11 protein-coding genes are annotated in these 13,457 nt (G+C 42.5%); 4 read left to right on the plus strand and 7 right to left on the minus strand.

The window, feature by feature from the left end:
• Positions 1–318: 318 nt before the first annotated feature.
• Positions 319–5,472: an SIALI-17 repeat-containing surface protein gene (locus E7C97_RS05330; RefSeq protein ID WP_316108385.1), complete on the plus strand. Its 5,154-nt coding sequence runs from the start codon at positions 319–321 to the stop codon at positions 5,470–5,472.
• 287 nt (positions 5,473–5,759) lie between these two features.
• Here the strand turns inward: E7C97_RS05330 and der are convergent, their stop codons facing one another.
• From der to nrdR, 5 genes are read right to left on the minus strand one after another with little or no spacing between them, the layout of a single operon-like run.
• Positions 5,760–7,070, minus strand: coding sequence for a ribosome biogenesis GTPase Der (gene der / locus E7C97_RS05335; protein WP_045762664.1), 1,311 nt, complete (start codon positions 7,068–7,070; stop codon positions 5,760–5,762).
• 13 nt (positions 7,071–7,083) lie between these two features.
• On the minus strand, positions 7,084–7,797 hold the full coding sequence (locus E7C97_RS05340; protein WP_049503244.1) for an NADPH-dependent oxidoreductase: 714 nt from the start codon (positions 7,795–7,797) through the stop codon (positions 7,084–7,086).
• Positions 7,794–8,690 (minus strand): primosomal protein DnaI, encoded by an 897-nt coding sequence (gene dnaI, locus E7C97_RS05345; RefSeq protein ID WP_049503245.1) that lies wholly within the window; start codon positions 8,688–8,690, stop codon positions 7,794–7,796. The genes E7C97_RS05340 and dnaI overlap by 4 nt, the downstream gene beginning before the upstream one ends.
• Positions 8,691–9,857, minus strand: coding sequence for a DnaD domain protein (locus tag E7C97_RS05350; protein ID WP_316108386.1), 1,167 nt, complete (start codon positions 9,855–9,857; stop codon positions 8,691–8,693).
• Positions 9,858–10,331 (minus strand): transcriptional regulator NrdR, encoded by a 474-nt coding sequence (gene nrdR / locus E7C97_RS05355; RefSeq protein ID WP_001203674.1) that lies wholly within the window; start codon positions 10,329–10,331, stop codon positions 9,858–9,860.
• A gap of 139 nt (positions 10,332–10,470) precedes the next feature.
• Here nrdR and E7C97_RS05360 point away from each other — a divergent pair, with 139 nt between their 5' ends.
• The 3 genes from E7C97_RS05360 to E7C97_RS05370 are packed head-to-tail and all read left to right on the plus strand — an operon-like array spanning position 10,471 to position 12,279.
• A complete protein-coding gene (locus E7C97_RS05360) occupies positions 10,471–10,836 on the plus strand; it encodes a GntR family transcriptional regulator (RefSeq protein ID WP_000119157.1) in 366 nt (121 codons plus the stop codon).
• 3 nt (positions 10,837–10,839) lie between these two features.
• Positions 10,840–11,535 carry an ABC transporter ATP-binding protein gene (locus E7C97_RS05365; RefSeq protein ID WP_316108387.1) on the plus strand — a complete coding sequence of 232 codons (696 nt, stop codon included), beginning with the start codon at positions 10,840–10,842 and terminating at the stop codon, positions 11,533–11,535.
• A 15-nt stretch (positions 11,536–11,550) separates the two neighbouring features.
• Positions 11,551–12,279 carry a hypothetical protein gene (locus E7C97_RS05370; RefSeq protein ID WP_316108388.1) on the plus strand — a complete coding sequence of 243 codons (729 nt, stop codon included), beginning with the start codon at positions 11,551–11,553 and terminating at the stop codon, positions 12,277–12,279.
• 33 nt (positions 12,280–12,312) lie between these two features.
• On the opposite strand, the gene E7C97_RS05375 is transcribed toward E7C97_RS05370, so the two are convergent.
• Positions 12,313–13,008 carry an LrgB family protein gene (locus E7C97_RS05375; RefSeq protein ID WP_001288931.1) on the minus strand — a complete coding sequence of 232 codons (696 nt, stop codon included), beginning with the start codon at positions 13,006–13,008 and terminating at the stop codon, positions 12,313–12,315.
• Entirely contained in the window at positions 13,005–13,379 is a 375-nt protein-coding gene (locus E7C97_RS05380) for a CidA/LrgA family protein (protein WP_000781321.1), read from the minus strand. The genes E7C97_RS05375 and E7C97_RS05380 overlap by 4 nt, the downstream gene beginning before the upstream one ends.
• Between the last annotated feature and the right edge of the window lie 78 nt (positions 13,380–13,457).

Here is a 13,457-nt window from a genome sequence, read left to right on the forward strand (position 1 = left end):
GTGGAACTTACCCTGACACGGATTTCCACTGGTTTTTACGATTTTTATCAGACTAACTTCCACTTTTATTGGCGATGGAAGTTAGTTTGGGAATTTAGCTTGGTAATTACTCAGATTATTTTTTATCTCTGATCTTTTTCAATAGAATTAAAAAGAACTAAAATTTGGTAAAATAAGGTCATTTTTCCTGAAAGCCCTTGCAATAGTGTTGTTTATTTGTTATATTAAGATTATCTGAAAAAATCACACATATTTCTGCAAGACTTATTTTTTTAAAAGAAAATGTATGCGCTTACAGATTTAAGAAAGGAGAATTTTGTGGATAAGAGATATTGGGAAAAATCCTGTAAGTATAGCATCCGCAAACTAAGTGTCGGAGCTGCCTCTGTTTTACTTGGTGCTGTTTTTTTAGCAGCACAGGGTGTAGCCGCTGATGGTGTCGAGATTCCGGAAAGTGAGGCAACCATTACTGAAACCTCTGCTAAACCGGATACCAAAGTTGAGGAAGTTGTTACTTCTAACACAGAGACTCAGCCTGTAGCTGAATCAGCTGAAAAGCAAACAAACCCAGGGACAGAACTACCTCAAACTAGTAGTCAGTCAGAGACAAGTGCTACTACCGCCCCTGCTGACAATAAGGAGAGCGAGAAACCAGAACTTCCTGTGAACAAGCAAGAACATTACGAACTACATTACAACCAACCAACTGCTCCTTCCTATGATGGATGGGAAAAACAAGCCCTGCCAGTCGGAAATGGAGAAATGGGTGCCAAGGTTTTCGGACTCATCGGTGAAGAAAGAATCCAGTACAACGAAAAAACACTTTGGTCTGGAGGCCCACAGCCAGATAGTCAAGACTACAATGGAGGAAACTACAAGGACCGCTACAAAGTCTTAGCTGAAATCCGTAAGGCCCTAGAGGACGGTGATCGTCAAAAAGCCAAACAACTAGCAGAGAGAAATTTGGTTGGGCCAAATAATGCCCAATACGGTCGCTACCTAGCCTTCGGTGATATCTTCATGGTCTTTAATAACCAGAAGAAGGGCTTGGAAAATGTTACTGACTATCATCGTGGCTTAGACATTTCTGAAGCTATCACAACTACCTCCTATACTCAAGATGGGACAAGTTTCAAACGAGAAACCTTCTCTAGTTATCCAGACGACGTCACTGTTACCCACTTGACTAAAAAGGGAGGTAAGACGCTTGATTTTACCCTTTGGAATAGCTTGACTGAAGATTTGATTGCTAACGGAGACTATTCTTGGGAGAATTCTAAGTACAAACAAGGGACTGTGAGCGTTGATTCTAATGGTATTTTACTCAAGGGAACTGTCAAAGATAATGGTCTGAAATTTGCTTCCTATCTTGGTATCAAGACTGACGGACAAGTCACTGCTCAAGATGGTTATTTGACTGTCACTGGAGCCAGTTATGCAACACTGCTACTCAGTGCCAAGACTAATTTTGCTCAAAATCCAAAAACTAATTATCGCAAGGATATTGACGTAGAGAAAACTGTCAAATCTATCGTCGAAGCTGCTATAGCCAAAGACTATGAGACTCTGAAAAATGAACACATCAAGGACTATCAAAGTCTTTTCAACCGTGTCCAATTAAACCTCGGAGGTAGCAAGTCTAATCAAACTACAAAAGAAGCTCTTCAAACCTATAATCCAACAAAAGGCCAAAAGCTAGAAGAACTCTTCTTCCAATACGGACGTTATCTACTGATCAGTTCTTCTCGTAACCGGACAGATGCCCTCCCTGCCAACTTGCAAGGAGTCTGGAATGCTGTAGATAATCCACCTTGGAACTCAGACTACCACCTCAATGTCAACCTACAGATGAACTACTGGCCTGCCTACATGAGCAATCTCGCAGAAACGGCTAAGCCAATGATCAATTATATCGATGACATGCGCTACTATGGCCGTATAGCTGCTAAAGAATATGCAGGTATCGAGTCTAAAGAAGGTCAAGAAAATGGTTGGTTGGTTCATACTCAAGCGACACCATTCGGCTGGACTACTCCTGGTTGGAACTACTATTGGGGTTGGTCTCCTGCTGCCAATGCTTGGATGATGCAGAACGTCTATGACTACTACAAATTCACCAAGGATGAAACTTACCTAAAAGAAAAGATTTATCCAATGCTCAAGGAAACTGCTAAGTTCTGGAATTCCTTCTTGCACTACGACAAGGCTAGTGACCGCTGGGTTTCTTCTCCATCCTACTCACCAGAACATGGAACCATCACGATTGGGAATACCTTTGACCAATCTCTAGTTTGGCAGTTATTCCACGACTATATGGAAGCAGCCAATCATCTGAAGATCGACCAAGATTTGGTGACAGAAGTGAAAGCTAAATTTGATAAGCTCAAACCACTTCATATCAACCAAGACGGCCGTATCAAAGAATGGTACGAAGAAGACAGCCCGCAATTCACCAACGAAGGTATTGAAAACCATCACCGCCACGTTTCTCATCTGGTTGGACTCTTCCCAGGTACTCTATTTGGCAAGGATCAGCCTGAATATCTAGAAGCTGCACGCGCAACCCTAAATCACCGTGGAGATGGTGGTACTGGTTGGTCTAAGGCCAATAAAATCAACCTCTGGGCTCGTCTCCTAGATGGAAATCGTGCCCACCGTTTATTGGCAGAACAGCTCAGATCCTCAACTCTAGAAAATCTCTGGGATACCCATGCGCCTTTCCAAATCGATGGGAACTTTGGTGCAACTAGCGGTATGGCAGAAATGCTCCTTCAGTCTCACACAGGCTACATTGCCCCATTACCAGCCCTTCCAGATGCTTGGAAAGACGGTCAAGTCTCAGGCTTAGTCGCTCGTGGTAACTTTGAAGTCAGCATGAAATGGAAAGAGAAAAATCTTGAAACGCTATCTTTCCTTTCTAATGTTGGTGGAGACTTAGTCGTAGACTATCCAAATATCGAATCTAGTATTATCAAGATTAATGGCAAGGAAGTTCAAGCTAGTCGCCTCAAAGATAACCGTATCCAACTTGCGACTCAAAAAGGTGATGTCATTACCTTTGAAAACTTCCCTGGACGAGTGACTCGCTTATCAGCCCTTCGAAAAGATTCCGTCACAGCTGAACTCGACTTTAATACAGTTGAGGGAGCAAGTCATTATGTCATCCGACGAGAAAGCAAGGATGAAAACAGCCAAACTCCTAGCGTTCGTGAGTTCATCACCAACCAAACTCACTTTATCGATCGCTCAATTGATTCTAGTCATGCCTATACTTATAGCGTTAAGGCTATGCTAGGGGACCGTACAACACCAGTTTCAGATTCTGCTTCTATCGATGCCTTCAGTGAGTTGATGGATGACCGTGACAAACGCATCCAGTACGGCTCTGCTTATGGAAACTGGGCTGACTCAGAACTCTTTGGTGGAACAGAGAAATACGCCGATATCTCAAATGGGAATTATTCCGATAAGGATGCGACTGCAACTATTCCATTCAATGGACCAGGTATTGAAATTTACGGACTCAAGTCATCTCAATTGGGACTTGCTGACGTTAAAATCGATGGTAAATCTGTTGGAGAACTTGACTTCTATACAGCAGGAGCAACTGAAAAAGGTGTATTAATAGGACGTTACACAAATCTTTCTTCAGGCCCTCACCTCATGACCATCACTGTTAAACGCGAACATAAGGGACGAGGAAGTGAACGCTCAAAAATTTCCTTAGATTACTTCAAGGTTTTCCCAGGACAAGGAGAAACAGTTGAGAAGATAGACGATCGTGATTCACGTATCCAGTATGGTTCTGCCTTTAAAGACTGGACTGATGCAGAACTCTATGCTTCTACAGAAAAATACGCTGACATCAACGCTGATGCTAGCCTCGCTTCTGAAGCCACTGCAACCATCCCATTCTCTGGAACAGGTATCCGAATCTATGGATTAAAAACAGCATCACTAGGCAAGGCACTTGTCACACTGGATGGCAAAGAGATGCCAGCCCTTGACTTCTTCACTCCAGGAGCAACAGAAAAAGGTGCTTTGATTGGCGAATTCACCAATCTAGCTGATGGTGAACACGTCCTAACTTTGAAAGTAGATCCAAATTCTCCAGAAGGGCGAAAGAAAATCTCTCTTGATTCCTTTGAAATTTTAAAAGCACCATCTGTGTCTCTCGATAGTCCAAGCCTTGATCCTATTAAGTCCAAAGATAAGACTGTTACCTTAACCCTACCAACTGGTAATTGGGATGGAGTCGCTGTCACCTTCCCTGGTATCAAAGATCCTCTTCTACTCAGAAAAGTCGATGATGACCATCTTGTCACATCAGGCGAGCAAACTGTTCTAACCATCAAGGATAATAAGGTCCAACTAGACATCCCTGAAACTACAGATCGTAAAGCTGGTAATCCGATAGAAGCTTATGCCATCCAAGGAAAAACAATCAGCAGCTCTGTTGTAACAGTATTTCCTAAGGATGAAACTAGTCCAGTGGAAGAAAAAATCCAAACAAGTAAAGGGGATGATCCTGCTCCAGTAGTAACCATTCCTGAGTACACAGATCCTATTGGTACTGCTGGGGAGCAGGAGGCACCTACTGTGGAAAGACCTGAATACACTGGTCCTATCGGAACAACTGGGGATCAGAAAGCACCTACTGCGGAAAGACCTGAATACACTGATCCTATCGGAACTGCTGGGGAGCAGGAGGCACCTACTGCGGAAAGACCTGAATACACTGGTCCTATCGGAACTGCTGGGGAGCAGGAGGCACCTACCGTGGAAAGACCTGAATACACTGGTCCTATCGGAACAACTGGGGATCAGAAAGCACCTACTGTGGAAAGACCTGAATATACTGGCCCTATCGGGACAGGTAGTGGTCAAGCCGCGCCAAGTAACACAGTTCCTGAGTTTAAACTCAAAGTATTGAAAGACAAGATTACAAAAGTTCAAGTTATTAGTGGAACAACTGAACTAGGAGGCGCAAGCTACCTCGATAGTCAAAAAGTTGAAAACAAAGAACTCTTGGGCAAGAAATACGATGCTTACACTCTTCAACTCAAGGATAAAGATGGACAGCCAGTTCAACCAAAAGGTGCTGTACTCGTTCGACTACCAATTTCAGGTGATGTTCAAGAACTCTATCAATTAACTTCAACAAGTGAATTAAAACCACAAGAATTCACCATTCGAGACGGTATGATTGAGTTTATTACTTTTGACGTGAGCACCTACGCTATTGTCTACAAGACAGAAGGCTCAACTGTTAAACCTGTCCCAGCTCATACGGAAGAAAGAAATCTAGAAACCACAAAACCATTGGTTGAAAGTAATGAAGCCAATGATCAGGTCTCTACGAATGATAAACAACTCCCAGCCACAGGTGAACAAGCTAGCCCTCTCCTCTTTATAGCAGGTCTCAGCCTAGCCTTATCGGCTACCTTCTTACTAAAAGGTAAGAAAGATTAATACTCTTCGAAAATCTCTTCAAACCACGTCAGCTTCGTCTTGCCGTACTCAAGTACAGCCTGCGGCTCGCTTCCTAGTTTGCTCTTTGATTTTCATTGAGTATAAATATTGTCCCCCTAGGAATATAGATTTATTCCGCTATAAAAAAGGATGGAAAATCATTCCATCCTTTTTCAATTTCAATAATATACTACAAACCAAATCCTGTTCACATCTTTTGCAAATGATTTGATGGGGTAGATTATCGATAGAACAAGTCTTGATGTTCTATCGTTTTTTTACAATCACTACTTCCGTTTTCTTGCAATCAAATGAATCGGTGTTCCTTCAAAGACAAAGGCCTTGCGGATTTGATTTTCCAAGAAACGCAAGTAAGAGAAGTGCATGAGTTCTTCTTCGTTAACAAAGATAACAAAGGTCGGTGGTTTGGTTGCCACTTGAGTCGCATAGAAAATCTTGAGGCGTTTCCCTTTGTCGGTCGGTGTTGGATTGATAGCAATGGCATCCATAATCACATCATTCAAGACAGCTGATGGGATACGGGTATTTTGACTCTCGCTGATTTGCTTGATCATCTCAGGCAACTTGTGGAGACGTTGCTTGGTCAAAGCCGAAACAAAGATAATCGGTGCGTAAGGCAGGTATTGGAACTGCTCACGGATATCTTCTTCCCAGTTTTTCATGGTGTGGTTGTCTTTTTCAAGAGTATCCCACTTATTGACCACGATAATCATCCCTTTACCAGCTTCGTGGGCAAAACCTGCGATACGCTTGTCATACTCACGGATACCTTCCTCGGCATTGAGGACCATCAAGACTACATCTGAACGGTCAATAGCACGCATGGCACGCATGACTGAGTATTTCTCAGTATTTTCATAGACTTTACCTGACTTACGCATACCAGCAGTATCAATCATGGTAAACTCTTGGCCATCAGCATCTGTAAAATGGGTATCAATGGCATCACGAGTAGTACCAGCTACAGGGCTAGCAATGACGCGGTCTTCTCCCAAAATGGCATTGATCAAGCTAGATTTTCCGACATTTGGACGACCAATCAAGCTGAATTTGATAACATCTGGATTTTCTTCTTCAACTTCATGTGGGAGATTTTCAACGATAGCATCCAGCACATCCCCTGTCCCGATACCATGAACAGATGAAATCGGTAGCGGTTCACCCAATCCTAGAGCATAGAAATCATAGATATCATTTCGCATCTCAGGGTTGTCAACCTTGTTAACGGCTAGGATGACTGGTTTATGAGTTTTATAGAGTTTACGGGCAACGTATTCGTCCGCATCTGTAATTCCCTCTTTTCCAGACACGACAAAGACGATAACATCTGCTTCTTCCATGGCAATTTCTGCCTGGTGCTTGATTTGTTCCATGAAAGGCGCATCGACATCATCGATACCCCCAGTATCAATCATACTAAAAGAACGGTTAAGCCACTCACCTGTGGCATAGATACGATCTCGCGTTACACCTTCAACATCTTCTACGATTGAGATGCGTTCTCCCGCGATACGGTTAAATAGGGTTGATTTCCCAACATTGGGACGTCCCACAATGGCAACAGTTGGTAAGGCCATGTTTTCTCACTTTCTACAATAACTTCTTCTGCTCAAGATTTTCTCGAGTCGAGCTTGGTTCTGGATTGCCGAATTGCTCTGCCAAACGTTGACTCCAAGTTGTAGTCGCACGCGCACCTGCATATTCAGTCTGTACACGGTCATAGGCTTCGATTGCCTCAGTTGACTGTTCTTGGTATTCTTCCTCAAAGACAACATTCTCTAGTGGCAATCTTGGTTTTACATCATGCTTTTGATTTGGAACACCTAGTGCAATCCCAAAGACTGGATAGGTATAGTCAGGAAGCTTAAACAATTCTGCTAATTCAACAGACTTGTAACGCACCAAACCGATAATCACTCCACCGTAGCCTAGGCTTTCTGCCGCAAGCAAGGTATTTTGCCCAGCAAGCGCAGCATCTACTGAAGTGATGAGGAGTCCTTCCACCCCTTGAGGTTGGAAAACATCCGTATGGAGACGAGCCCCTTTTTCTGCACGGTTTAGGTCACCGACAAAGAGGAGAAAGGCTGCAGACTGGCGAATCGCTTCCTGAGGAACTAGCTCAAATAAGGCATCCTTCTTTTCTTGGCTTCTTACAACAATCACAGAATAAGATTGGAAGTTTTTCCAAGAAGAGGCCATTTGTGCGGCAGTTAAAATTTCAGTTAGGTCAGCTTGAGGAATTTCTTGTTCCTTAAAGCGACGTACTGAAGAGTGGGACTTCATTAATGTTGTAGTTTCTGTCATCGACGGTTTTCTCCTTTTAGTTGTGTTTCTTCAGCAAGGTAACGGATACGTTCCATGACACGTCTGGCTTCCCAAGTTTCGTCATTTCCGTTCTTGCCTTTTGCAAAATGTTTTTCCAAATCTTCAAAATTGAAGTTTGAAGTAAAGAAAGTCGGTAAATCTTCCTGCATGCGATACTGAAGAATCACCTGCAAGATTTCATCACGGACCCACGGTGTTGATTGCTCAGCACCGATATCATCCAAAATCAGAACTTCTGCCAGCTTGATTTCATCTACCAAGGTTTTGACAGAGCCATCCCCAATAGCATTTTTGACATCAATGACAAAGCTCGGATAGTGGAGCAGAGTTGTAGATACTCCACGTTTTTCAGATAAATCATGAGCCAGGGCTGCTGCCATAAAACTCTTACCAACTCCAAAATCCCCATATAAATAAAGACCTTTTCGGATAGTTGGATATTGTTCCACAAAAGCTAGGAGCTTTTCAAAAACAGGCAAGCGTCCAAGGTCGTCCAAATCAACTTGAGCTAGACTGGCTTTTTTGAGGCTAGCTGGAAGATTGATTAGCTTGAGACGATTTTTAATCGCCGCTTCTTTTTCTGCCGCGATTAGCTCCGGAGTTTCCTCATAAGAGACATCTGCATAGCCATGGTTCATGACTAGGATAGGCTTGTAGCCACGCGCGATATAGTCTGTATCTCCTCGGAGGAACTTATCTCTCTCAGTGATATATTGGTTAAACTTGGAAATACTTCGGTTCAACTCCTCCTGACTGAGAGATTCTTTCTGGATAAAGGCCGCAACATCAGGGTCTTTCACAATTTGCTGGACCAAATCCTGATACTGAAATCGGCTTGGTTGACGCTTGAGTACGTCTCCGACACTTTCCATCTAGTCTCCTCCTTTTTCTAATCGAGCTAACATTTCTTTTTTCTTACGTTCTAGTTCTAAGCGAGTTTCTTCGCTGGTTTCATTCTTATATTCAGGATTGCTCCATTTAGGCACATTGGTTTTTGCTGGGGCAGTCTGATTTTGCTTTTGCGTTTTTGCTTTTTGGCCACGTTCACGAATACGGAGGACAGCCTCCTCGGCACTACGAATATTTTGATAGGCGTAGTCATTAGCCACCTTCATGGCGTATTTTTCATTGATATTAGCTGAATCAACCTTATTAAAGGTTAGGAGCAAGATAACATTGATCACTTCATCCAGCAAACCCAAGGCTGCCATCTGCTGGAGCAGGTCCCGTTCAGTCTGAGTAATACTTCCCTTGCGGGTCTGCTTAATCTCAGCAAGGAACTGCAAGGCTGTCTTTCTCTTAGCCTCTCGGATAATGGTTGCTTCCTTGGGACTAAAGTCAGAAGTCACAGGCTTTTGCGCTATCTTTTCGCGGATGCGTTTGACAGAAATCACTTGCGACACTGCTGTCGCTTTGGCTACATGATAAGTCTCAAACCAGGTCCACTTCTGCTCGTCTGCTATTGCAAACAAGGCCAGAACATCCGAAGTCTCATCTTTAAAACGAAGACCATCGCGAGCCATAAGCTGACGGAAATGCTCCAAATCAAAATCATCTGCTGCTGGCTGACTGCCAGAGGTTTCTTGACTCGCAGACTCAGATAACTGAGGAAAGATTTGACTCAAGGACACCGAGATAGGTTCCCCTTCAACACCTTCCTGTCTCATGGCTGCAACCGCACTATCCCCAATCATTTTTTCTAACAAAGTCCGATAAACTGTATGTTGTAAAAATTCTTGAGTTGATAAGGGAGAATGGAGTAACAAGTTATAGGCCTCCCCCTGCTGATAGAGGGTCACCAATTTCATGGCTGTTAGAGTTTTAAAAGCCTTTAAAAGGGTATCCATCCCGAAATTCAGATGATTAAGCATAGCTGCAAAGAGATGTTCCTTTTGACCACCATCCCAAAAAGTCACAGCATAAAGATAGAGGCTCAGCGCCTCCTGACCGATAATCGGGAGGTAGCACTGCACCATTGATGAGGTATCTTGCGACACCCGATTATTCTTTACAAAAGAAAAACGGTCATTTGGCTTCATTTATTTTTCCTTTTTCTTTTTAGAGGATTGTGTGATCTGCTGGAGTAGGCTTTCAAGTTCACTCACATCCTTAAAGCTACGGTAAACACTGGCAAAACGTACATAAGTAATCTCATCTAACTCTGCCAACTCTTCCATAACCAAAGAGCCAATAACCTCACTCTGAATTTCATTTTCATTGCGACTACGGAGTTTTTGTTCGATGCGATTGACCACCATGCCAATCTCATCACTTGACACTGGACGTTTCTGGGCTGAACGAATAATCCCGTTAAAGATTTTATCTCTTGAAAATTGTTCCCGTGTACCATCTTTTTTTACCACAACCAGCGTTCTCTCTTCAACACGTTCATAGGTTGTAAACCGATGCTGACACTCTTCACACTCACGTCTTCTTCTGATTGTATTTCCTTCTTCAGCCTGGCGACTATCGATAACACTTGATTTTGTAGCGCCACATTTTGGACAACGCATGCCTTTCCCTCCTTGTCGTTTTCTTTTCATTATACCATTTTTTGAACAATTCCCAAAATAATTCTCCTTTTGGCTTGACAAGTTTTTTGTTTTGTTGTATTATTGAATTAACACAAAGGTAATTAGAAAGGAGATCGTGATGTCTTGGACATTTGATAACAATAAACCCATTTATTTGCAGATTATGGAGAAAATCAAATTGCAGATTATTTCCCATAAACTCGAGCCCAATCAACAGCTTCCAACCGTTAGAGAATTAGCAAGCGAGGCAGGGGTCAATCCCAACACCATCCAGCGTGCCCTATCGGACTTGGAGAGAGAAGGCTTTGTCTATACCAAGCGGACATCTGGACGCTTTGTCACAGAGGATTTGGACTTGATCCTCCAATCCCGTAAGCAACTGTCAGAAGAACAGCTGCAACAGTTTGTAACAGGCATGGTAGAATTTGGCTATGAAAAAGAAGAACTACCGACTGTTTTGAGAGATTATATTGAAGGAGTTTAAACTATGACCTTGTTAGCATTTGAAAATGTGTCAAAATCCTATGGAGCAAGCCCTGCTCTTACAAATGTTTCCCTTGAAATTCCAGCTGGAAAAATCGTTGGCCTCCTTGGCCCAAACGGTTCTGGAAAGACAACCTTGATTAAACTAATCAACGGCTTGCTACAAGCAGAGGAAGGCCGTGTCCTTATTAACGACATGGAACCATGTCCAGCAACTAAAGCGATTGTTTCTTATCTCCCTGATACGACCTACCTCAACGAACAGATGAAGGTCAAAGAAGCTCTCACTTATTTCAAGACCTTCTACCAAGATTTCAATCTTGAACGTGCTCAAGGTCTCCTTCGTGACCTGGGCATCGATGAGAACAGCCGTTTCAAGAAACTCTCAAAAGGGAACAAAGAAAAGGTTCAGTTGATCCTTGTCATGAGTCGTGATGCTCGTCTATACGTGCTTGACGAACCAATCGGTGGTGTCGACCCAGCAGCTCGTGACTATATCTTGAACACCATCATCAACAACTACTCTCCAACTTCAACTGTCTTGATTTCAACCCACTTGATTTCAGATATCGAACCAATCTTGGATGAGATTATCTTCCTCAAGGATGGAAAAGTCGTCCGTCAAGGAAATGTTGATGATATTCGCTATGAGTCTGGAGAGTCTATCGACCAGCTCTTCCGCCACGAATTCAAAGCCTAGATAAAGGAGATTATTATGTTTTGGAATTTAGTTCGTTATGAATTTAAAAATGTTAACAAATGGTATTTAGCCCTCTATGGTGCTGTACTGGCACTTTCTGTCCTTATTGGGGCTCAAGCTAGTTCCCTAAAATCCATCGATACTCCCGATCAACAAATGATTATGTTAGTGTTTCTAGGTCTGGTTTTTGGTGGACTACTTATTACCTTGAGTATTTCAACCTTGATTTTGATCATCCGTCGCTTCAAGGGTAGTGTCTACGATCGCCAAGGCTATCTCACTTTGACCTTGCCAGTTTCCGAACACCAGATCATCTTGGCCAAACTCTTGGGAGCCTTCATTTGGTCTATAATCAGTTCAGCAGTTTTTTTCCTAAGTATTTACATTATCTTTGCAACCATTGACCCAAATATGGTTGATTCCTACTTTTTTGATTACTTATTCGTACATTATATTGAAAATTTCTGGTTAACCTTGATTTCATTTTTCATAAGCACTGTAGCAGGCATCCTTTGCATCTACTTGTCTATTTCAATTGGACAGCTCTTTAATGAATACCGTACAGCCCTCGCTGTCTTAGCCTATATTGTTATCCACATAGTCCTTGGATTTGTCGACATGTTTAGTCCAAGCTTGAATTATAGCATGATGATGTCCGCTGAAATCTTTAAAGACCTCATCCTCAGCGCAGCCTTCTATCTCGGAACCTACTATATCTTGAAGAATAAAGTTAATTTGCAATAAAAAATGCCCAGCTACTAGAGCTGGGTTTTTGCGTTAACTCAAGATCAAATTAGCTACGATCGGACTTACAAATACATAGAGAATCCCTGTAACACCGATTGCTAGTCCTCCCATAGCACCTGCAACTGGTCCATAGCGAAAGGCCGTTCCAGTTCCAACGGCGTGCCCTGTTCCTCCCAGAGCTAATCCAGCAGCTACTGGATCGTCTATTTTTAGCCATTTTAGAAGTGTTGGTCCGATAACACTGGTCAAAATCCCCGTCGCTACTACAACTACTAGGGTCACGGTAGTCAAGCCCTGCAACTTTTCTGTAATCCCTACTGCCATAGCAGTCGTTACTGACTTAGGAAAGAGGGAAATAGCTAGGAAAAAGTCCATGCCAAAGATTTTTGCGACTAGAGCAGTAAAAGTGGTATTGACGATGACAGCTAGAAAGCTACCCAGCAAGATACTTCTGACATGATGCTTCATCAAGTGGAAACTCTTATAAAGGGGAATTCCTAGAGCCACTGTTGAAGGAACAATCAAGTTATTAAGATAAACCCCACCTTGGTAGTAATCTTGGTAGGAAATGCCAGTTACCTTTAGAAAGATAATTATAAAAATAGCTGACAGCAACAAGGGAGTCGTTAAGGGATGAGGATAGCGTCTGAAAATCATCATTCCCCCAAGATAGGCTAAGATTGACAAGGCAATCCCAAATAGGGGATTGGATACAAATTCGCTCATTTAGCACCTCTTTCTTCGTAGTCACCTTCATAGCGTTTTTTTATAAATTGAACCACAAGCGCAATCAAGATGATATTGATTACTGCTGCAAAAAAGACAATCAAAACAATCGGCAGGAGATAGGGAGCAATCACATCAAACTTTTCCATAATTCCAACCGCAGGAGGGAGAAAAAGAATGGTCATGTTGGCTAGGAGAAAATTCCCCACCATGTTGACATGGCGAATGCGCAGCCACTTGAACTGCAAGGCTAGAAACAGAATAATCAAGCCGATGATACTTCCTGGTATGGGCAAATGAAAAAAACTGGAGATTCCTTCACCGATTAAAGAAATCACAAAGAGAATCATTAACTGAACATATAACTTCATTGTAAACTCCACAAATAGACTTTCTGCATACCAGTTTACTCTTTTTTCAGAAAATTTCAAGGAAATATATAAGAAACA

This window comes from Streptococcus sp. (genome assembly GCF_032481935.1).
Taxonomy (GTDB): Bacteria; Bacillota; Bacilli; order Lactobacillales; family Streptococcaceae; genus Streptococcus.

Bases quoted from the DNA above. Each gene is read 5' to 3' on its own strand.
- der (WP_045762664.1), bottom strand. From the start codon at position 7,070: ATGGCCTTACCAACTGTTGCCATTGTGGGACGTCCCAATGTTGGGAAA.
- E7C97_RS05340 (WP_049503244.1), bottom strand. From the start codon at position 7,797: ATGACAGAAACTACAACATTAATGAAGTCCCACTCTTCAGTACGTCGC.
- dnaI (WP_049503245.1), bottom strand. From the start codon at position 8,690: ATGGAAAGTGTCGGAGACGTACTCAAGCGTCAACCAAGCCGATTTCAG.
- E7C97_RS05350 (WP_316108386.1), bottom strand. From the start codon at position 9,857: ATGAAGCCAAATGACCGTTTTTCTTTTGTAAAGAATAATCGGGTGTCG.
- nrdR (WP_001203674.1), bottom strand. From the start codon at position 10,331: ATGCGTTGTCCAAAATGTGGCGCTACAAAATCAAGTGTTATCGATAGT.
- E7C97_RS05360 (WP_000119157.1), top strand. From the start codon at position 10,471: ATGTCTTGGACATTTGATAACAATAAACCCATTTATTTGCAGATTATG.
- E7C97_RS05365 (WP_316108387.1), top strand. From the start codon at position 10,840: ATGACCTTGTTAGCATTTGAAAATGTGTCAAAATCCTATGGAGCAAGC.
- E7C97_RS05370 (WP_316108388.1), top strand. From the start codon at position 11,551: ATGTTTTGGAATTTAGTTCGTTATGAATTTAAAAATGTTAACAAATGG.
- E7C97_RS05375 (WP_001288931.1), bottom strand. From the start codon at position 13,008: ATGAGCGAATTTGTATCCAATCCCCTATTTGGGATTGCCTTGTCAATC.
- E7C97_RS05380 (WP_000781321.1), bottom strand. From the start codon at position 13,379: ATGAAGTTATATGTTCAGTTAATGATTCTCTTTGTGATTTCTTTAATC.